Below are 20,428 nucleotides of genomic sequence, written 5' to 3'. Positions count from 1 at the left end.
ATTAACGATGCAGGTAACAGTTCACCCCTAAATACTTACTGAATGCTTCCTGCAAAACCACACCCGTCGCCGAATGGTTCATGGCGACGTGGTGCTCAAAACCATTGTTACAAATCCACGCCAGTAAATTTTCCAGATGCGGGACTTCAATCACCGCACGGCAGCCGACGGTATCTAACGCATCATCAACGGATTGCCCCTCGCCGACATAGGCTTTCACCTCACCGGTAAAATCATCAGAAGAGAGGCGGAAGTAAGTCAGCGGGCCGCTTTTCAGACGACCATGTACTGCGCCACAGGTGTTCTCTTTACCGACCGTCGTGCCGATAATATCGGCAGTACCCATCGACGGGGATTCCAGGCTGCTGCTGGCGAAGTTCCCGCAGTGGAATAACACGCATTTGTTGCGATCGTCGCCGAAGTTGTTGTTCCAGTCGGCAATCGAGGCCGGGTTAAGCGACGCACTTGCGAGGGCATACATCGACAATGCGCCCATCACGTCGACTTCACAGGCGCTTGGCATCAACTGCCCGGACATCACGCTCATAATCGAACAAACATTAATGCCGAGGTTTTCCTGAAGCGACGTCCAGCACTGGATCGCCGTGGTGTCGATATCGTTTGCCACGACCCATTCGCTGATCACCACAAACAGTTTTGCCATTTGGGTTAACTTATCGGCGGGAATGCCGCTGGCATCGGCGTTTTCAATTAAGATGCCGCGCTTCTCATGCACACGCAGGTCGTCATCGCTGATATGTTTGATGCGGGTGAAAATTTCAGACAGGTCGAGGGTTTCAACCGCCACGCCCATTTTTTCGAGCAGTTTTTCGCTGTAACGCACGGTGTTAAAGCTGGCCGGGCGCGCACCAATTGCCCCGATGCGCACGCCCTGCATCGATTTCACCACACGGCAGATTTGCGCAAAACGCTGTAAATCTTGTTCGAATACTTCACCGCTTAACGCACACACATGCTGCGTGGTGAGCGTGAAGGGGATGTTGTACTGGCGCAGGTTGTTGCACAGGGAAATTTTCCCGCAGAAGCTGTCGCGGCGCGTCGCCAGGCCCATTTTGTCGAGATTGTCCTCTTCGGCCTGGATTAACACCGGGACTTTCAAACCGGAAAGACGAATCGCTTCTGCCACGGCTTTTTCATCGCCAAAGTTTGGCAACAGCACCACCACTCCATGAATGTCGTCACGATGCTGGCGGAACAGTTCGGCACAGACTTTTGCATCCTGACGGGTTTCCACACCGCCGAGATGCGTTTGCCCATCTTTAAGCATCACGGTTTTGATACCCAGTTTGCCAAATAGCGCTTCGGCCTGTTCATGCGCTTGCGCCACTAAATAGCTTGGGAAGAACCCGCGGTTACCGATGATCACACCGAAGGTCAGTTGTTTAGGGATTCTGGACATAGCTTCACTCCGCTCAAAATAGATTTAATTTGGCTGAAAGCGGCAACGGGCCACGGCTTCAAGCCATTGTTTATAGTTTTCTTGCATTGTTTTTTGTTGTTCTGCCTGCGGCTGCAAACGCTCGCCACAGTGGGCCAGTGCCGCAAGCGGTGTTCCGTCTTGCCACCAGCCTAGAGTTTTCCCGGCTAATAGCGTCGCGCCGAGTGCGGATATTTCAGCCGCGGGTTGAATGATTAACGGGCGTTGCAGCACATCTGCCTGTAATTGCATCAGCCAGCGGTTTTGGGTAGCGGTGCCATCCACGCACAATGATTCGAGGCGCTCGCCGGTCGCCTGTTCCATAGCGAAAAATACATCTGCAATTTGATAGACCAGCGACTCCAGTGCGGCTCGTGCCAGCACCGCAGGGGTAGCGGCGTCCGTCAGGCCACAAATCATGCCGCGTGCGTGGAGATCCCACCACGGCGCACCGAGCCCGGAAAGCGCCGGCACGTAATAGACGCCCTGGTTACTTTCTGCCGATTGCGCAAGCTCGGTGAGTTTTGCCGGATCGGTGATACCTAACATTTTCCCCAGCCAGGCGGCACCGGAACCGGTATGAGTGATATTGCCTTCCAGCGCGTAGTTCAGTTCACCGTCATGCCAGGCAAGTGTGGTGCTCAGGCGGTTACTGCGGTTTACCGGCTCCGGGAGTGAAAGCATCAAAGAAGAACCGGTGCCATAAGTGGCTTTCACCACGTGGCCACAGACACTGCGTTGGGCGTACAGTGCCGCATGTGAATCACCGATCAGTGCCAGCACCGGCGTGCCAATCGGCAAACCTGCAATGGTGTTGATTTGCACTTCGCCATGGTGCCCGGAAGATGGGCGCACTTCAGCAAGTGCCGCACGCGGAATGCCGAATAATTTGAGTAATTCGTCGTCCCATTCGCCCCGGTAAATATTAAACAGCTGGGTGCGGGCGGCATTGGAGTAGTCGGTAGTGAACGAATGCCCGGCGGTCAGTTGCCAGTTCAACCAGGAATCAATTGTCCCGATACACAGTTCACCCGCTTCTGCGCGTTTCATGCCGTCCGGAATGGCATCGAGCAGGGCGCGGATTTTCGCCGCCGGGAATAACGGATCGACGGGCAGGCCAGTCAGGCGAGCGATCCGTTCGCCATGGCCCTGCGTTAACAGTTGCTCGCAAGTTTGTTCTGAACGGCGATCTTGCCAGCTCACAACGGGTGTTAGCGGTTGGCCGTTATTGCGCTGCCATACCAACACTGACTCACGCTGGTTGCTTATCGCAATGCCCGCGACGTTGGCTGTACCGAGTTGTTGCAGGCAGCCGCTCAATGCTTCACACACGGCATGCCAAAGTGCAACGGGGTCTTGTTCCGCAAGCCCTGGTGCCGGGTGCGTCATTGCCACGCCGACACTGCAACGGGCGCAGATTTCCCCGTTACGATTCACCGCCACCACTTTGGCGTTGGTGGTGCCCTCATCAATAGCCAGAATTATCGGGCTGGACATGGCTATGCTCCTTTGCAAAGCGCCGTGGCGGAACGTGTTACCCCTGCGGCATCAATTCCATGATGGGCACGCATCTCCTTGCGATCCGCCGCAATAGCATAGCTACCGTCTGCAATGCCGAGCCGCAACAACGGAATACCGCATCCGGCTTCCGCTAATACTTCAGCGACCAGGCTGCCGACACCGCCATTCACGTTGTGCTCTTCAACGGTTATCACGTGGCGTGAATTTTTAAGCATGGTGAGAAGTTGTGCGGTATCGCAAGGGCGGATAGACGGAACGTTGATCACCGCCGCATTAATACCCAAATCTGCGAGCTGTGCCGCCGCCGTGACGATTTCATGCACTGTTGAGCCCATGGCGACTAATGCCACATCATCGCCTTCGCGCAGCTGATTAATGGCACCGGGTTTGAATTGGTAATCCGCATCGTGCAGTTCCGGCAACGCTTTACCATCAAGGCGGATGTAGACCGGGCCGACGTGTTCCAGCGCGTAGTCAATAATCTGGCGGCATTCAATCGGGCATGATGGCGCATAGATTTCGATGTTGCCAAAACCGCGCAGCACGGCGATGTCGTCAATGCTGTGGTGGGTGCTGGCGAGCGGGCCATAGCTGGCTCCGGCATTGAGGCCAAACAGTTTTACGTTGCTGTTGTTGTAGCAAACGTCGACTTTGATCTGTTCGTTGGCGCGCGAAATCAAAAACGGTGCCGCGTTGCAGGTCACGGCGATTTTGCCGCCCATCGACAAGCCAACCGCCGTGCCCACCAGCGTCTGCTCTGCAATCCCGACATTCACCAGTCGGTCAGGAAACTGCTTCATAAAGGGTGAAATTTTTGCCGTAGAGGTTGAGTCTGCAACCACCGGTACCAGGTCTACGCCGCGCTCGACGGCGTCAATAAAGGCATTCACCATTACGGTTGCCAGGTGTTCGCTATTACTCATCTTTCAGTTCCTCCAGCGCCAGTTCGATTTCGTCACCTTTTGGTATCCGGTGGTGCCACTCCGCGCGCCCCTGAATAAAGGAGATGCCCGCGCCTTTGGTGGTGTTGGCAATCACAACGTGCGGTTTACCGTGCGGCTGTAATCCTTCAATTGTGGCGACCACATCAGCCATGTCATTGCCGCGACACTCGGTCACTTCCATGCCGAACGCGCGCCATTTCTCATCGAGCGGGTCGGTATTGAGGATCTCTTTGGTCGAGCCCGCGAGTTGAAGATTGTTTTTGTCGTTAATAATGATCAGGTTATCGAGCTGGTAATGCGCCGCGACCAGCGCCGCTTCCCAGTTGCTGCCTTCCGCCAGCTCACCATCGCCGGTCACCACAAAGACGCGGCGCTGGCTGTTGTTGCGTTTGGCCGCCAGCGCGATGCCAACGGCGACCGGCAGACCGTGACCGAGCGCACCTGTATTCAGCTCAACACCCGGCGTTTTGTGTTTCACCGGGTGGCCGGGCAGGTGAGAGTCGGCATGCTGATAAGTCGGCAGCCACTCCACGGGAATAAACCCGGCTTCGGCCAATACGCAGTAATAACCGCCTACCGCATGGCCTTTGGACTGAATGTAGATGTCACGTTCATCGCTGTTAATCAGCTGCGGCGAACAATTCAGTATCCGGAAGTACAGGGCGGTTAAGATTTCTACCTGTGATAAATCAGCCCCGGTATGGCCGCCAGCCGGGCTGTTGGCATTGAGCAGGACGATGCGGCGACGGACGGCGCGCGCTCTCTTTTCCAGATCCGTAACTGACAGTGCGAACGGATTCATAGTGTTACCCCTTGCATTAAAAACCATATGTGAATAATTATTCATGGCAGGTAAAAAAATACCCGCCATTCAGGATCTGTGACGCGCTACACCTTCCCACTACTTTCCATGATTGCTTTCTGGGCCACGACCGCCGCTTTTTGCTGCATGCGGTTTTGCATCTGGTCGATGATGACCGCCACAATAATCACGATGCCTTTGATGACCATTTGCCAAAACTCACTCACGCCCATCATCACCAGGCCGTCAGCCAGAAAGCCAATCACGAATGCGCCGACGAGGGTGCCAAGAATGGTGCCGCGCCCGCCTGCCAGCGATGTTCCGCCGAGCACAACCGCGGCGATAGCGTTCATCTCAAATGCCGTGCCGTTTGCCGGGTGGCTGGCAACCAATTGCGCGGAAACGACAATCCCGGCGATGGCGGCGCAAAAACCAGACAGCGTGTAGACCCAAATTTTTACCTGGCGGACTTTGACGCCAGAGAGTTCTGCGGCGCGTTCGTTATCACCAATCGCGTAAACATGGCGGCCAAAGGGCAGGCGGCGAGCCACATACGCAATGGCGATGGCGAGCACAATCATCATCCAGATAGCCCACGGGATACCGAACAAATTGCCGGAGCCAATCAGGTCGAAACCGGTATTGCCAAGCTGTGGGTTGCCGGAAAGTCCGGGGAAGGTTTCACCGCCCGAGGTCAACATGGCGGCCCCACGCAGCACGTACATGGTGCCGAGTGTGCAGATAAATGGTGCGACGTTATAGCGAGTGATAATCCAGCCGTTGCCCGCGCCAATCAGCCCGCCAATCAGTAATACCAGCGGCACAATCACCCACACGCTTGGGAAAATGGCGATACCAAACATCGGCAGCACAATGCCCTTGGTGATAAGCCAACCGGCAATCATGCCGCACAGCCCAAGTGTGGCGCCAATCGACAGGTCAATGCCCGCCGTGATGATGACAAACGTGATGCCGAGCGCCAGGAAGGCGTTGATAGCAATGTGTTTAATCATGATTACCATGCTGCCCATGGCGAGGAAATCCGGCACCATGATGGCGAAGAAACCGACAATCAAAAACAGCGCAATAAAGGTGCGCAGTTTAAGCAGTAACAGCAGCAGATTTTCCCGCGAGCTGAACGGCGAGCCTGGTCTGGCGTTGAGCGCGACAGTATCATTCGTTTTCATATCAGAACCCTTGTGCACTAGCGGAAACCAATGCCGACTCTTCGGCGTGTTCGCGGGGAATATCGGCGGTGACTTTGCCGCCGGACATCACCAGAATGCGGTCGGAAACCGCCATAATCTCTTTGAGATCGGAGGTGGAAAACACCACCGCAATCCCTTGTTCGGAAAGCTGAACCATCATGCGGAACACGTCGGCTTTCGCACCCACGTCGATCCCACGCGTTGGCTCATCGAGCAGCAGCAGTTTCGGGTTGGTCAGCAGCGAGCGGCCAATCACAACTTTTTGCTGGTTCCCTCCGCTCAGTGCCTGAATTTCCACATCCGGGGATGAGACTTTAATCGAGAGGTTGCCGATGGTGCTGGCCACGACCGCCGTTTCATCAACCTGCGAAATCGCAAAACCACGCTGTAAACGCCGCCATAAACTGGCAATCGTCAGGTTGCTGGCGACCGACGATATCGGGAAAATCCCGGTGCGTTTGCGATCTTCTGGCACCAGGCTCATGCCCATGCGAATGCGTTCGGCGGTGGCAAGGCGCGGCGGCACCGGTTTGCTGTCGAGCCATAATTTGCCCAGATAGTTGCGTTGCGTACCCAACAGGCATTCAAACAACTCCGTGCGTCCAGCGCCCATCAGCCCATAAATGCCGACGATTTCACCTGCGCGTACTTGAAAACTGACGTCGTTCACCACCGTGTTTCCTGCGGAATTGACGCAGGTAATGTGTTCCGCTTCCAGAATCGCGGCACCAAAATCACGCCCCGGTTTAAGGAAGCTGGATACCGGTTCACTACCGAGCATTTCGCGCACGATCCATGGCACGTCGATATCACACACCTGTGCTTCGGCCTGAAATTTGCCATCGCGCAAAATGGTTATCACGTCGCCAATTGCCATTAATTCTTCGAGGCGGTGGGAAATATAAATAATGGTGACGCCCTGGCGGGTGAGTTCGCGAATCACCCGGAACAGAATTTCCACTTCGGTTTTGCTTAATGCCGAGGTCGGTTCATCAAGAATTAAAATGTCCGCGTCTTCAGCCAGCGCTTTGGCGATTTCTACCAGCTGCTGTTGGCCAACTTTCAGGTTTGCCACTATCTCTTTCGGGGAAATAGGCTGATCCAGGCGCTTGAGCAACTCCGCGCTGCGTGCCTGTTGCGTGGCTTCATCAATGGGCGACAAACCGTGTTGCAGTTCGCGCCCGAGGAAAATGTTCTCGGCAACCGTCAGGTTTTCGAAAAGATTGAGTTCCTGGTGAACCATGCCGATGCCATGCGCGGCCGCCTGGCGGGTGCTATTAAACTGCACGACTTCACCATTCAGGCGCATTTCACCGAGACTCGGCTGTTGAACGCCCGCCAGAATCTTCATCAGCGTCGATTTACCCGCGCCGTTTTCACCGATGATGACGTTCACTTTGCCGCGCCAGACGTTGTAATCAATGTTATCCAGCGCCACGGTGCCGGGGAACAGCATCGAAATACCACGGGTGCGCAGAATGACAGGATCTTGCGACATTATGGTTGCCCCCGTTCCAGTGAAATTGCCGCCGCGTCACTTAATGCACCGTTACGCATCGTTACGGCCATCACTACGGTGACCGGTTGCTGCTGCCAGCTTTCATCGACTTTCGGCAGGTGTTTTGCTGCTTCGCGGTTATAGGCTTTGGACAGCTGCGCGAACTGCACCTGGTTGGTGAAATCTTCGAACTTGTAGCCGGTCGCATCACGAATTGCGTTGCCGCGAATCATCGGCCCGACCTGCACTTGCAGTGGCTGATCATTAACGGTGACGGTCACCGTGCGCTCGCGTTCGTTATCCAGAGAAACGCTATCGACTTTGCCTTGTACTTTGACGAATACGCTTTCGTTGTTGGCGTTGGCGGCGCGGGTTTTCAGGGTAGTACTATCCAGTGCCTGGCTCTGCGCGGGAGTCAGTACTTTGCTGTTCCAGGTTTGTTGCGCTATCTGCGCGGGTGTCTGGTTTGCGAAACTCGCTTTCGCATTCGGATCTGGCGGAATAATCGGTTGCCCGTTTTCATCCAGATCCACCACCCGGCAGGCAGTGAGCAACAGGGCACTGCAACATAACCAGCCAATACCCCATTGTTTGAGCGACATACAGCCTCCCGGACTACTTAGCCAGCTTGAAGGTTTTCAGCTGATTGGCATTGCTATCGTCAATTAATACGCAGTCCATCAACTGTTTTTCCTGTAGCTGCGGTTTGCCGTTTTTCAGGTAGAAATCCGCTTGTACAACCGCCATTTGCGCTTGCTCCCAACCCGGTTGCAACACGGTGGCTTTGATATTGCTCTTGGCGATAATCGAGTCGCGCACATAGTCGCTGCCGTCAAAACCCACCACGATGACGTTGGTTTTCCCAGCGGCTTTTAAGGCGGCTTCTGCGCCAAGCGCCATGGTGTCGTTACCGGAAATCACACCAACAATGTCGGGCTGAGTTTGTAAGATGGATTCCATGCGGGTGAAGGCTTCGGTCTGACTCCAGTTAGCGGTTTGCTGCGCCACCATTTTCATATCCGGGTAGTCGTCGAGGATGTCGTGATAACCCTGCGAGCGCACGTGGGCGTTGGTGTCTGACTGGCGGCCCAGCAATTCAACATATTTGCCTTTGCCGTTGAGCAATTTGGCAAATTTCTCTGCACCCAACTGCGCGCCCTGATAGTTATTGGAAACAATCTGCGCCACGGCAACGCCAGTTTTGTTGATTTCACGATCGATAAGGAAGGTAGGAACGCCAGCGGCTTTGGCTTTTTCTAATGGGCCGACGGTGGCATCCGCCCCAGCGTTATCCAGAATGATGGCTTTTGCTTTGCGGGCAATAGCGGTCTCAATCAGCTGGTTTTGTTTATTCACATCATCATCGTGTGACGCGACCAACGTGGTGTAGCCCAGCTCTTTTGCCTTCGCCATCGCACCATCGGCTTCGGCTTTAAAGAATGGGTTGTCATGCGATGGGGTAATAATGGCAATCAGCCCATTATCAGCGGCATAGAGATGGGCAGATGAAGCAAGCAGTGCAGCAACGAGTGAGGTCTTGACCAGGGTAAATTTCATTTTTATCTCCACATTGAATATATATTCAAACATGATTTATTATTCAATGTAACGATATGCCCCGCTTATGGTTCTGTCCATGTGGAATTGATCAAAATGATAAAAAGGCGAATGTGATCACAAATCGTACGAATTAACGGCAAAAGGAATGCTGTCTTGTTATTTATGCAGGCTTGAATAAAAATATCAGGTAGAGAATCAGGAGGCGCATATGTCAAAGCAGGATGAACAACGTTTGTTGGTCAAGATTGCGACGCTCTACTTTGTAGAAGGGATGAAGCAGTCAGAAATCGCCGGGTTATTGCACCTGTCGCAATCATTTGTCTCACGCGCCATCACACGCTGCCAGAAAGAGGGCGTGGTAAAAATCAGTGTTATCCAGCCCGCCAATATTTTTCTCTCGCTCGAGCAGGCGCTGGAGAAAAAGTACGGTATTCGCCAGGCGATTGTGGTGGATGTCGATGAGTCAGCCCCTGCCTCGCAAATCAAACATGCGATAGGCAGCGCGGCGGCGCACTATGTTGAAACGCGTTTACGGCCAAACGACCTGGTGGGGATTTCATCCTGGAGTTCCACCATTCGAGCAATGGTTGACGAGCTGCACCCGCAGAGCATTAAAGCGCGCGGTGTGATTCAACTGCTCGGTGGTGTGGGGCCAAACGGCAACGTGCAGGCGACGATTCTGACGCAAAACCTGGCGGCACAACTCGACTGCCCAGCCTGGCTGCTACCGTCGCAAAGTATTGAGCATTCCGTAGAAGAGCGCGCCAAACTGGTCGCCAGTGACGATGTCGCCGAAGTGGTGAATAAATTCGCCGAAGTGGACGTGGCTATTCTCGGTATCGGTGAGCTTGAACCGTCCCAACTGCTGAAAAACTCGGGCAACTATTATGGCGAAGTGATGCTGAAAACGTTGGCCGAACGCGGTGCGGTGGGGGATATCTGCCTGCACTATTTCAATGCGCAGGGCGAGCCGGTTTTGAGCAAAGAAGAAGATCCGGTTATCGGCATGGAGCTCAGCCAGGTTCGTGACTGCCCGCATGTGGTGGCACTTGCAGGCGGAAATGACAAAGCCAATGCCATTCGTGGAGCGCTGCACGGCGGTTATATCGACGTGCTGATAACTGACTATCCGACAGCCCGCCAACTGCTCTAATTCTCCCATAATGACCGTTTTCAACCCTCCGCGCTGAAAACGGTCATTTCTATGTTTATAATATGTAGCTAATTTGCTAATTTTCTGTTGTTTTTATTGAGTCCCATCACACTTCATGACCGTTTTGCCCGAATAGCTGTTGTTGAACTCTAAAGTATTCACAAATGCTTTACATAGACGACACAAAATAGCGAACGCAAAGGAGCCGGTCATGACAGCACCTGTACAACACCCGATGTATATTGATGGTCAATTTGTTCAATGGCAGGGCGAGAAGTGGATTGATGTGATTAATCCTGCCACTGAAGCGCTGATTTCGCGCATTCCTGACGGCACCGCGCAGCAGGCGCGTGATGCGATTGAGGCCGCTGCAAAAGCACAGGCGGGCTGGGAAGCGTTACCTGCCATCGAGCGCGCTGGCTGGCTGCGCAAAATTTCTGCAGGTATTCGTGAGCGTGCAAAAGCCATCAGCGCGCTGATTGTGGCTGAAGGCGGTAAAACGCAGCAGTTGGCAGAGGTCGAAGTGGCGTTCACCGCCGATTATCTTGATTACATGTCCGAATGGGCGCGTCGTTACGAAGGTGAAATTCTGCAAAGTGACCGCCCAGGGGAAAACATTCTGGTATTTAAACGTGCGCTGGGCGTGACGACCGGGATTTTGCCGTGGAACTTCCCGTTCTTCCTGATTGCCCGCAAACTGGCACCTGCGCTGATTACCGGCAATACCATTGTTATCAAACCAAGCGAATTCACCCCTAATAACGCCATCGCTTTTGCGGAGATTGTGCATGATATCGGGCTGCCAAAAGGGGTGTTTAATCTTGTATTGGGGCGCGGTGAAACGGTCGGCCAGGAACTGGCAGGCAACCCGAAAGTGGCGATGGTCAGCATGACGGGCAGCGTCGGCGCGGGCGAGAAAATCATGGCGGCGGCGGCCAAAAACATCACCAAAGTGTGCCTGGAACTGGGCGGTAAAGCGCCAGCTATCGTGATGGATGATGCGGATCTGGATATCGCCGTGAAAGCGATTGTCGACTCGCGCATGATTAACACCGGGCAGGTGTGTAACTGCGCCGAGCGCGTGTATGTGCAAAAAGGGATTTACGACGAATTTATTACTCGCCTGAGCGAAGCCTTCAAACAGGTGAGCTTTGGCGATACCGGTGAACGTAACGATGTGTCGATGGGACCGTTGATTAACGCCGCCGCACTTGAGCGCGTGGAGCAGAAAGTCGCTCATGCGGTAAGCGAAGGCGCATGTGTGGTAGTGGGCGGCAAAGCGCCGGAAGGAAAAGGGTATTTCTACCCGCCAACGCTGCTGGTGGATGTGCGTCAGGAAATGGCGATTATGCACGACGAAACCTTCGGTCCCGTGCTGCCTGTCACGACGTTTGAAACGCTGGAGCAAGCGCTGGAAATGGCGAACGACAGCGACTACGGCCTGACATCGTCGGTCTATACCCGTGATTTAAACACCGCCATGAAAGCCATAAAAGGGCTGAAGTTCGGCGAAACCTACATCAACCGTGAAAACTTTGAAGCGATGCAGGGCTTCCATGCGGGCTGGCGTAAATCGGGTATTGGTGGTGCCGATGGCCGCCACGGACTGAATGAGTATCTGCAAACGCAGATGGTCTACTTGCAGGTGTAATGATTTACTTTCTCATCTATAAATGATAATAGTTATCAATAGTATTTTTCACCCTTAGCTAACGTTATGTTAGCTAAGGGTTTATCCACGCTATTGATAAGGACATTTATGCCAGTTTTACCCCAAACCCGTCTGCGCGTATTACCTGCGCTCATGCTTTCCAGCCTGCTGTTTTCCACTTCTTTATTTGCCGACACCTCATTCACGGTTGAAAGAAAACCCGTTGGCAAAGGCGCGTACGAAATGGCCTATAGCGCAGACCAATCTGCCCTGTATGTTGCCACTTCCCAGAGCCGCAAAACGGACAAAGGTGGGGTGGTTTACCGCCTTGATCCCGCGACTCTTGAAGTGACTCAGGCGATTCATAACAACCTGAAACCGTTCGGTGTGGCGCTCAACAAAACAACAGGCACGCTGTTCCTCGGCAACACCACCAGCAGCGCGGTGACGGCGATTAATAGCAAAACGGGAGATGTGATTAAGACGCTGGTGGTGGATGAAACCAAACGCACCGAAACCACGCGTCCGTTGATGCCGCGCCAGTTGGTGGTGGATGAAGCGACCAATACGCTATACATGGGCGGGTTGGGTGAATCCAGCGTGCTGTGGGTGATTGACGGCGGCACGTTAACGTTGCGCGATACGATTAAAGATCTCGGCAAAATGGCGACGGGACTGGCGATTGATGCGAAAGCATCACGCATTTACATGACCAACGCCGACAACGAATTTATCGTTATCGATAGCAAAACGGACAAAGTTGTCTCGCGCTCAAAACTGGACACCGAAGGCGAGCATTTCTATCTGAATATTGCGCTGGATGCCGCAAATAACCGCGCGTTCGTCAGCGATTCTAAAACACCGCAGTTGCTGGTTGTGGACACCAAAACCAGCAAAGTGCTGAACAAAGTAGATGTGCCGCTGGGTCTGGATGTGCTGTTTAACCCGGTGCGTAATGAGATTTACGTGACGCATCGCAAAGCAGGAAAAGTTAGCGTGATTGATGCGAAAACCTACAAAGTGCTGGAAACCATCGACACACCAGCGCTGCCAAATAGCCTCGCGTTGTCTCCTGACGGGCAGCAGTTGTTTGTCAGTGTGAAACAGCCGGGCAGCCGCGAAAAAGAGCCAACCAGCCCGGACGATATCGTGCGCATTAGCTTTAAGTAAAATTTAAAAATAGTTCAGAAGGTATCGGGTGGCGCGACGCTTACCCGACCTTCAAAACTCCCGAAGCCGCAGCTGTCATGCACCATTTTCGCCAGAACCAGGCAACGCCTCCATCCAGTTCATCAGCAATTCAGGCCAACTGGCCGCTGGTAACCCGACCGCTCCGCGGATCCCAAAACCATGTTTACCGTGCTCAAAAAGATGCATTTCCACTGGCACGTGGTGGGCACGCAGCGCGTTAAACATGACCACACTGTTATCGACCGGCACGGAAGGGTCGTCAACCGCGTGAACAATAAAGGTTGGTGGGGTTTGCTGCGTCACATTCTGTTCTGGTGAATATTTCTTAATCTGTTCAGGCTTCGGATGATCGCCAATCAATGCGTTGCGTGAACCGGGATGGGCGGTATTTTTCTCCATGGTGATAACCGGATACATTAACGCCAGAAAGTTTGGGCGAGCACTTAGTTTGTCTATTGAATCTGTGGCGGGATAAGCCGCTTCGTCATAGCGAGTCGCCAGGCTTGCCGCGACATGACCGCCAGCCGAAAAGCCCAGCACACCGATACGCTGCGGGTCAATTTTCCACTTTTGCGCATCTGCTCGCAGTGTGCGAATCGCTCGTTGCGCGTCCACCAGTGGCGCATCGGCTCCTTCGGCGTGTCCGTCGGCGGGCATTCGGTAGGTCATGACAAACAGCGTGTAGCCGTTGGCGTTGAAGATAGGGGCCAGATCGCTGCCTTCTTTGTCGAGCACCACACGCTGATAGGATCCGCCTGGCGTGACAAGCAACGCAACGCCATTGGGGTTTTTAGGTAAATAAGCGGTGATGGTGGGGGTGCGTATCCCTGTTACGGCTCTGTCTGCCAGCCCACCCGTTTTACGCCTGTCGACAGTTTCTTCTTTGACGGGACTGTTTTTAGCGCCCAGGGCTTCGCCTTCCGGCCAGACAGGAAATTCAGGCAGCGCGAATGCGGCACCGCTCATTGACAGCAAAATTGAGGTGGCGAGCAGAGTTCGACCTAACATAACGTTTCCTTTTTAGAATAATTAACCGAGATATAACATACCGTTAATATCAGAAAAGGGATGGAGTGCTCATTTATGAATCAGGCGGGCGAAATTATTGAAATAGTATTTTGAAGTTTATCTGAAAGAAGCGTCACGCTCACCAGATGACTGATGAGCGTGACGTTTAGCGGTTACTCGCTATCCGCTTTTTCCGCTTTCCCGGCCATTTGCGCCAGGAAATCATAGCGTTTTTGCAAATCGACGGCGGCGTCTTTCCACAGTTGCTCGGCGACTTCCGGTTGCTGCGCATTCAGGCGGCGGAAACGCTGCTCTTTCATTAGCGTATCGGCCAGTGCATCAGACGGTGGACGCGAATCCAGCGCCAGCGGTAATTTACCTTCATCGGCACGGCGCGGGTCGAAGCGATATAGCGGCCAGAAACCGGTCGCGGTGAGCTGGCGCATCTGGTCATGGCTCAGTGCGAGGTCGTAACCGTGTTCTTCGCAAGGGCTGTAAGCAATAATTAGCGACGGCCCCGGATACGCTTCGGCTTCCTGAATGGCTTTCACCGTCTGGTTAAGCTGTGCGCCAAGTGAAATCTGCGCCACATAAACATGCCCGTACATCATCATGCTGACGCCGAGATCTTTACGCGCTTTACGCTTGCCGTGTTCGCCGAATTTAGTTACCGCACCCAATGGTGTGGCTTTCGATGCCTGGCCGCCAGTGTTGGAATAACACTGCGTATCGAGCACCAGAATATTAACGTTTTCGGTCAGGCTTAACACGTGATCCAGGCCGCCGAAACCGATGTCATACGCCCAGCCGTCGCCGCCAATCAGCCAGATGGATTTATCAACCATCGCGTCGGCGTCGGTGAGGAGCTGGCGAGCGTCCGGGTCGTCGATATTTGCCAGATGTTTGCGCAGTTCGATAACCTGTTCGCGGCGAACTTCTGGCGTGGCTTCGGTGTGAAGCTGCTCATTAAGTTCGGCGGGCAGTTGGCCAGCAAATTTATCCACCAGACGCATCACGCGGGCGCGGTGCTGGTCAACGGTTAAGCGGAAGCCCAGGCCAAATTCGGCGTTATCTTCAAACAGTGAGTTTGCCCACGCAGGGCCGCGTCCGTTGCCATCGGTGGTGTACGGCGTAGAAGGCAAGTTACCGCCATAAATTGACGAGCAACCGGTGGCGTTGGCAATCAACATACGGTCGCCATACAGCTGCGTCAGCAATTTAATGTACGGCGTTTCGCCACAGCCGGAACACGCGCCTGAATATTCGAACAGCGGTTGCAGCAGTTGCGAAGTACGAATATCAATGCGTTCGAGACTGGTGCGATGCATTTCCGGCAGACTGAGGAAGAAGTCGTAATTCTCTTTTTCTTCTTCCACATGCTCAAGGCGCGACATCATATTGATGGCCTTGATTTCTGGGTTCTGGCGGTCTTTCGCCGGGCACACTTCGACGCACAAATTACAGCCGGTGCAATCTTCCGGTGCCACCTGCAACACGTATTTCTGACCGCGCATATCGCGGGATTTCACATCCAGTGATTGCAGTGCGGCAGGGGCGTTTTCCATCTCTTCTGGCTGCACAACTTTGGCACGAATCGCCGAGTGCGGGCAGGCGGCGACGCAGTGGTTACACTGGGTACAAATGTCCGGTTTCCAGATGGGAATTTCTTCGGCGATGTTGCGTTTTTCCCACTGCGTGGTGCCCATCGGCCAGGTGCCGTCAGGCGGCAGTGCGGAAACCGGCAGCGCGTCGCCAAGGCCCGCGAGCATGGCGGCGGTGACGGTTTTGACGAAATCTGGCGCGGCATCAGAAACTACTGGCGGGCGCATCGGGCTGGTTTCGTTGACTTCTTGCAGCGTGACTTCGGCGAGCGATTCACGCGCTAACGCCAGCGCCTGCCAGTTGCGCTCAACCAGTTCCTGGCCTTTGCTGCTGTAGCTTTTGGCAATCGCACCTTGCAACTCAGCCAGCGCGCTGTCGCCCGGCAGAATGTGGGTGAGATGGAAAAACGCCATCTGCATGACGGTGTTGATACGCGCACCCAACTGGCATTCACGGGCGATTTTCGCCGCATTCACCACGAAGAAACGCGCTTTTTTCTGGTTCAGCACCGCCTGAACTTCTTGCGGCAATCGGTGCCACACTTCATCCGCGCCATACGGCGTGTTGAGCAGGAAAATGCCGCCGGGTTTCAGGCGCTCGGCCATTTGATATTTATCGATAAACTGCAACTGGTGGCAGCCGACAAAATCAGCTTTATCGATCAGGTAAGTGGAATTAATCGGTTGTTCGCTGACGCGCAGATGTGAAACCGTCAGGCCGCCCGCTTTTTTCGAGTCATAGACGAAATAACCCTGGGTATAGAACGGCGTCGAGTTACCAATTATTTTGATGTTGTTTTTGGTTGCTGACACGCTGCCATCGCTGCCCAGGCCATAAAACAGCGCTTCGAGTTTGGCGCGGTTGGGCAGGGTGTTTTCTGGCAACGGCAAAGAAAGATTGGTCACGTCGTCGTAAATACCGACGGTAAAGCGCGGGCGCGGTTTGGCTTGTGTCAGTTCGTTGAACACCGCCAGCACGCAATCCGGGCCAAACTCTTTCGATGACAGACCGTAACGCCCGCCAATCACGCGCGGCAGCGTTTCGCGGTCACCACGGTTAAAGGCTTCGGCAAGAGAGGTCATCACATCAAGATACAGCGGTTCTGCGAGTGCACCCGGTTCTTTGGTGCGGTCAAGCACAGCAATCTGACGCGCGCTTTCTGGCAACACTTCCAGCAAATGGTCGGCGGAGAAAGGGCGGAACAGGCGAACTTTCAGCACGCCTACTTTTTCGCCACGCGTCAGGAGTTCATCAACCACTTCCTCGCACGTACCAATGGCGGAACCCATCAGGATAATCACGCGTTCGGCTTGCGGGTGGCCGTAGTATTCAAACGGGCGATACTGGCGGCCAGTGGCTGCGGCAAAGCTGTCCATCGCCTGCTCAACGTGTTGGTAAACCGCGTCGTACCACAGGTTGCTGGCTTCGCGAGACTGGAAATAGGTATCCGGGTTGGCGGAAGTCCCGCGAATCACAGGATGCTCTGGGTTCAGTGCCCGAGCGCGGTGTTCATCAATCTCTTTTTGCGGCAGCAGTTCCAGCAGGGTGCTGTCAGCCAGCGGGACGATTTTGTTGATTTCATGCGAAGTGCGGAAACCATCGAAGAAATGAATAAATGGCACACGGCTTTTGAGTGTCGCAATGTGGGAAATCAGCGCGAAGTCTTGAGCTTCTTGTACGCTGCTGGCACACAACATGGCGCAGCCCGTCTGGCGAATGGCCATCACATCGGAGTGGTCGCCGAAAATCGAAAGGGCGTGAGTCGCAACCGTTCGCGCCGCGACATGCAATACAAACGGCGTGAGCTGCCCGGCCAGTTTGTAGAGTGTTGGGATCATCAGCAGTAAACCCTGCGATGAAGTGAACGAGGTCGAGAGCGCGCCGGTTTGCAGAGCGCCGTGAACGGCGGCGATGGCACCGGCTTCGGACTGCATTTCTACCACGCGAGGCGTATCGCCCCAGACGTTTTTGCGCCCGTCCCCGGACCACGCATCGGCAAGTTCTGCCATGGTGGAGCTGGGAGTTATCGGGTAGATGGCAATTACTTCGCTGGCACGAAACGCGACAGACGCGACTGCACCATTGCCGTCGGTTGTGATCATAAGAACACCCTTACATTGCGCAATAAGAACTGAAATGACCCGCATGCTTGCGCGAGTCGAAGAATAATCTTTTAATTCTAGCAAAGGACACAAAAGGTGATTTTCGCTTTTGTGTCCTGCGTTGCGCTTTGATTGAGGTTGTAAAAAGGGTAATTGGTGATGTTTTGCACAATAAAGTGATCTGCTTTGCAAAATCACACACATTTTATGGCTTTACGGCCTCGACGGAACCTAACGCCTGCGCTTATGATTCTTAGGTTTTGCAACGTTTAGGGGGAGTAGAGTCATGCGCGCTGCGTTTTTAGCCGGTTGTGCGGCAATATTATTGTCGGCATGTAGTAATGAACCACCGCAACAAGCCACTGCGGCCCACGTTCCACCAGGAATGCGTGCGGCAATGTCGAATCAGGGTGAAGCAAGTTGTGCAATGATTGGTGGGACGCTGAGTGTTGCTCGTCAGCTGGATGGTTCGGCTATTGGTATGTGTGCGATGCCCAACGGCAAACGTTGTAGTGAAAACGCGCTTGCCGCCGGAACATGTGGAACGTACTAGCTGTTCAGATCTAGTTGACCAGGTCGGCCAGTTTATAAACTAAAGTATGCTGGCTGGTTTTCAGCGTCAGCTGTTGCGGGGCTAAATCCACTTTTGCGCCGCTGGTCAGCATATCGTTAATCATATGGTCAAGCCCGTTAAGCTGTGGCTCGGCACACATCATCATGGTCATTCCCAGACCTTTCGCTTTCAGCGTACCGTCTTCAAGTGTGGCCTGGCCCATAAAGCGGTTACACATCGCACCTGAAACATGCATATTCTCACCGAAGCTCAGTTCCGGCGTGCGATCAATGCCCGTTAGCGGCTTGCCGTCAACGCTTTGCAGGACATAACGATGGTGTTGCAGATCTTGCGCGGTAACAGTGGATTTGTCGTTCGATTGTGCGCAACCGGCGAGTACCATTGCAGCCAGAGCCAGTGAAGCTAATTTTTTCATCTTCTTTTCCCTAAGTTATTCAGTTCATCAATGAGTTAAATGACTATATCAAAATTATATCTGATTATTATAAGGATATTCTTAAAGCCATCCTGATGCTGAGGTTCTGATCGATAAGTCTCGCTGTTTTCCGTTCACCTGAACGTTATTCGATCCCAGACTGTTCTGTGAACGGTGAACGTATCAAGGAGAGAACTCCCTCTCCTTGATAATCCTGGCGCCCAGCCATTAAATTGCCGCTGCGCGGTAAACCCCAGCTTATCCCCAACGTTCAGGGTCGTTCGCGACTCGCTCCCGGCGATCGCTCACTTTCGCCGCTCCCGGCAGCTCAACCCTGACTTATGGGTAACGCTGGGGCAATTTATACCGGGAACAAGGTCAAAACCGGTTCGGCTTTTGACCTTAGCTTTTGACGTTGACCTTTGAGTCCGGCATAAATCGCCTCCGTTTTGACTGTAAGGCCGGGTCGAGCCGTCAGGAACGGCGAGAGGTTGTGATCGCCGGGAGCGAATCATAACCGACCCTGGGACTGAAAAGAAAAACGGAGGTTTACCGCGCAGCGGCGATTTAAAGACCGGGAGCCGGGATTGCGAAGGGTGCTGCGGTAGCACCCTTGGCGCGTTCACCGTTTCGGTGATTACAGAGAACACTAATCGTCTAGTGAACGGAACCTTCTCCTGCCCGGCAGGAATCCAGATCCCATCAGTTCACCTGATTAACACAAGGCTCGCCATTCTCTAACTGACGCAGGTTTTCCAGCGTTGTCTCGGAAATGCTGGTCAACGCTTCTGCTGTCAGGAACGCCTGGTGCCCGGTAAACAGCACGTTGTGGCAGGCGGACAGGCGGCGGAATACGTCATCCTGAATCACGTCATTTGATTTATCCTCGAAGAATAAATCGCGTTCGTTTTCATAGACGTCCATGCCCAGCGCACCAATTTTTTGGTTTTTCAGCGCGTCGATTGCGGCCTGGGAATCAATCAAACCGCCACGGCTGGTGTTGATCACCATCACGCCATCTTTCATTTGATCAAACGCAGCATGGTTAAGTAAATGGTAGTTTTCCGGCGTCAGCGGGCAGTGCAGGGAAATCACATCTGACTGCGCGAACAGCGTCGGCAAATCGACGTATTCCACGCCAAGTTCAAGCGCTGCAGCACTTGGGTATGGGTCGAATGCCAACAAACGCATACCAAAACCTTTCAAAATTCGCAGCGTTGCGATGCCAATTTTACCGGTACCAATGACACCCGCCGTTTTACCGTACATGGTAAAGCCGGTCAGCCCTTCGAGTGAGAAGTTGGCATCACGGGTACGTTGATAAGCGCGGTGAATACGACGGTTCAGGCACATCATCATACCGATGGCATGCTCGGCGACCGCTTCAGGTGAATAGGCTGGAACGCGCACCACAGGCAAACCGAGCTCTTTGGCCGCGTCGAGATCGACGTTGTTAAAGCCCGCGCAGCGCAGCGCGATAAACTTCACACCTTGCTTTTTAAGCTCTTCGAGAACCGGGCGGCTAACATCGTCATTAACGAAGATACACACCCCGTCACAGCCATGAGCAGTTTTGGCTGTTTTTTCGGTCAGCAAGAAGTCATAAAATTCAAGAGAGAAGCCATATTCATTGTTAACCTGCTCCAGATACTTTTTGTCGTACTGTTTTGTGCTATACACTGCGAGTTTCATGGGACTTATCTCCAGAATGATATTAGTGTAAAATTACCACGCTTAAAAAATTCTTACAAATCTTAAAAT

General features: G+C 53.6%; 16 protein-coding genes. 4 read left to right on the top strand and 12 right to left on the bottom strand.

Annotated features, from left to right (window positions below):
* Position 1 precedes the first annotated feature (1 nt).
* The 8 genes from M2371_RS06130 to M2371_RS06095 all read right to left on the bottom strand — a co-directional run bounded on the left by M2371_RS06130 (position 2) and on the right by M2371_RS06095 (position 8,968).
* Positions 2-1,420, bottom strand: a complete 1,419-nt coding sequence (locus M2371_RS06130) for an L-fucose/L-arabinose isomerase family protein (RefSeq protein WP_064518734.1) — start codon at positions 1,418-1,420, stop codon at positions 2-4.
* A 24-nt stretch (positions 1,421-1,444) separates the two neighbouring features.
* Positions 1,445-2,935 (bottom strand): FGGY family carbohydrate kinase, encoded by a 1,491-nt coding sequence (locus tag M2371_RS06125; RefSeq protein ID WP_259267191.1) that lies wholly within the window; start codon positions 2,933-2,935, stop codon positions 1,445-1,447.
* A gap of 2 nt (positions 2,936-2,937) precedes the next feature.
* On the bottom strand, positions 2,938-3,882 hold the full coding sequence (locus tag M2371_RS06120) for a transketolase family protein (protein WP_034495213.1): 945 nt from the start codon (positions 3,880-3,882) through the stop codon (positions 2,938-2,940).
* Entirely contained in the window at positions 3,875-4,705 is an 831-nt protein-coding gene (locus M2371_RS06115) for a transketolase (protein WP_259267190.1), read from the bottom strand. The genes M2371_RS06120 and M2371_RS06115 overlap by 8 nt, the downstream gene beginning before the upstream one ends.
* Positions 4,706-4,791: 86 nt before the next feature.
* Positions 4,792-5,892 carry an ABC transporter permease gene (locus tag M2371_RS06110; protein ID WP_034495216.1) on the bottom strand — a complete coding sequence of 367 codons (1,101 nt, stop codon included), beginning with the start codon at positions 5,890-5,892 and terminating at the stop codon, positions 4,792-4,794.
* 1 nt (position 5,893) lies between these two features.
* Positions 5,894-7,411: a sugar ABC transporter ATP-binding protein gene (locus M2371_RS06105; protein WP_115628780.1), complete on the bottom strand. Its 1,518-nt coding sequence runs from the start codon at positions 7,409-7,411 to the stop codon at positions 5,894-5,896.
* Entirely contained in the window at positions 7,411-8,013 is a 603-nt protein-coding gene (locus M2371_RS06100) for a DUF2291 family protein (protein ID WP_259267189.1), read from the bottom strand. The genes M2371_RS06105 and M2371_RS06100 overlap by 1 nt, the downstream gene beginning before the upstream one ends.
* A 13-nt stretch (positions 8,014-8,026) precedes the next feature.
* The gene (locus M2371_RS06095; protein WP_172894305.1) at positions 8,027-8,968 is read right to left on the bottom strand and encodes a D-ribose ABC transporter substrate-binding protein; all 942 of its coding nucleotides are present in this window, start codon (positions 8,966-8,968) and stop codon (positions 8,027-8,029) included.
* Between the two features lie 211 nt (positions 8,969-9,179).
* Here M2371_RS06095 and M2371_RS06090 point away from each other — a divergent pair, with 211 nt between their 5' ends.
* The 3 genes from M2371_RS06090 (at position 9,180) to M2371_RS06080 (ending at position 12,945) form a co-directional block, all read left to right on the top strand.
* Complete coding sequence (locus M2371_RS06090) at positions 9,180-10,124, top strand: sugar-binding transcriptional regulator (protein WP_259267188.1); 945 nt, start codon at positions 9,180-9,182, stop codon at positions 10,122-10,124.
* Positions 10,125-10,335: 211 nt separating this feature from the next.
* A complete protein-coding gene (aldA, locus tag M2371_RS06085) occupies positions 10,336-11,775 on the top strand; it encodes an aldehyde dehydrogenase (RefSeq protein ID WP_259267187.1) in 1,440 nt (479 codons plus the stop codon).
* A gap of 108 nt (positions 11,776-11,883) precedes the next feature.
* Entirely contained in the window at positions 11,884-12,945 is a 1,062-nt protein-coding gene (locus M2371_RS06080) for a YncE family protein (protein ID WP_259267186.1), read from the top strand.
* Positions 12,946-13,020: 75 nt separating this feature from the next.
* Here M2371_RS06080 and M2371_RS06075 read toward each other — a convergent pair whose 3' ends face one another.
* Together M2371_RS06075 and nifJ are read right to left on the bottom strand one after the other, a co-directional pair.
* Positions 13,021-13,974 (bottom strand): alpha/beta hydrolase, encoded by a 954-nt coding sequence (locus M2371_RS06075; protein WP_259267185.1) that lies wholly within the window; start codon positions 13,972-13,974, stop codon positions 13,021-13,023.
* 173 nt (positions 13,975-14,147) lie between these two features.
* On the bottom strand, positions 14,148-17,678 hold the full coding sequence (nifJ, locus tag M2371_RS06070; protein WP_259267184.1) for a pyruvate:ferredoxin (flavodoxin) oxidoreductase: 3,531 nt from the start codon (positions 17,676-17,678) through the stop codon (positions 14,148-14,150).
* A 286-nt stretch (positions 17,679-17,964) separates the two neighbouring features.
* Here nifJ and M2371_RS06065 point away from each other — a divergent pair, with 286 nt between their 5' ends.
* Positions 17,965-18,231: a DUF333 domain-containing protein gene (locus M2371_RS06065; RefSeq protein ID WP_034495231.1), complete on the top strand. Its 267-nt coding sequence runs from the start codon at positions 17,965-17,967 to the stop codon at positions 18,229-18,231.
* Positions 18,232-18,241: 10 nt separating this feature from the next.
* Here the strand turns inward: M2371_RS06065 and hslJ are convergent, their stop codons facing one another.
* Together hslJ and M2371_RS06055 are read right to left on the bottom strand one after the other, a co-directional pair.
* Positions 18,242-18,667: a heat shock protein HslJ gene (gene hslJ, locus M2371_RS06060; RefSeq protein WP_034495233.1), complete on the bottom strand. Its 426-nt coding sequence runs from the start codon at positions 18,665-18,667 to the stop codon at positions 18,242-18,244.
* Between the two features lie 702 nt (positions 18,668-19,369).
* Positions 19,370-20,359, bottom strand: coding sequence for a 2-hydroxyacid dehydrogenase (locus M2371_RS06055; protein ID WP_259267183.1), 990 nt, complete (start codon positions 20,357-20,359; stop codon positions 19,370-19,372).
* Positions 20,360-20,428: the final 69 nt, after the last annotated feature.

Origin of the sequence: Buttiauxella sp. BIGb0471 (genome assembly GCF_024807715.1) — a bacterium.
Taxonomy (GTDB): Bacteria; Pseudomonadota; Gammaproteobacteria; order Enterobacterales; family Enterobacteriaceae; genus Buttiauxella; species Buttiauxella agrestis.
The sequence above is the reverse complement of the archived record's forward strand: the minus strand, read 5'-3'. Positions and strand labels throughout refer to the sequence as shown.

Coding starts and splice junctions, on each gene's coding strand:
- M2371_RS06120 (WP_034495213.1), bottom strand. CDS start 3,882: ATGAGTAATAGCGAACACCTGGCAACCGTAATGGTGAATGCCTTTATT.
- M2371_RS06090 (WP_259267188.1), top strand. CDS start 9,180: ATGTCAAAGCAGGATGAACAACGTTTGTTGGTCAAGATTGCGACGCTC.
- M2371_RS06095 (WP_172894305.1), bottom strand. CDS start 8,968: ATGAAATTTACCCTGGTCAAGACCTCACTCGTTGCTGCACTGCTTGCT.
- M2371_RS06100 (WP_259267189.1), bottom strand. CDS start 8,013: ATGTCGCTCAAACAATGGGGTATTGGCTGGTTATGTTGCAGTGCCCTG.
- hslJ (WP_034495233.1), bottom strand. CDS start 18,667: ATGAAAAAATTAGCTTCACTGGCTCTGGCTGCAATGGTACTCGCCGGT.
- M2371_RS06075 (WP_259267185.1), bottom strand. CDS start 13,974: ATGTTAGGTCGAACTCTGCTCGCCACCTCAATTTTGCTGTCAATGAGC.
- M2371_RS06080 (WP_259267186.1), top strand. CDS start 11,884: ATGCCAGTTTTACCCCAAACCCGTCTGCGCGTATTACCTGCGCTCATG.
- M2371_RS06065 (WP_034495231.1), top strand. CDS start 17,965: ATGCGCGCTGCGTTTTTAGCCGGTTGTGCGGCAATATTATTGTCGGCA.
- nifJ (WP_259267184.1), bottom strand. CDS start 17,678: ATGATCACAACCGACGGCAATGGTGCAGTCGCGTCTGTCGCGTTTCGT.
- M2371_RS06125 (WP_259267191.1), bottom strand. CDS start 2,935: ATGTCCAGCCCGATAATTCTGGCTATTGATGAGGGCACCACCAACGCC.
- aldA (WP_259267187.1), top strand. CDS start 10,336: ATGACAGCACCTGTACAACACCCGATGTATATTGATGGTCAATTTGTT.
- M2371_RS06110 (WP_034495216.1), bottom strand. CDS start 5,892: ATGAAAACGAATGATACTGTCGCGCTCAACGCCAGACCAGGCTCGCCG.
- M2371_RS06105 (WP_115628780.1), bottom strand. CDS start 7,411: ATGTCGCAAGATCCTGTCATTCTGCGCACCCGTGGTATTTCGATGCTG.
- M2371_RS06115 (WP_259267190.1), bottom strand. CDS start 4,705: ATGAATCCGTTCGCACTGTCAGTTACGGATCTGGAAAAGAGAGCGCGC.
- M2371_RS06055 (WP_259267183.1), bottom strand. CDS start 20,359: ATGAAACTCGCAGTGTATAGCACAAAACAGTACGACAAAAAGTATCTG.
- M2371_RS06130 (WP_064518734.1), bottom strand. CDS start 1,420: ATGTCCAGAATCCCTAAACAACTGACCTTCGGTGTGATCATCGGTAAC.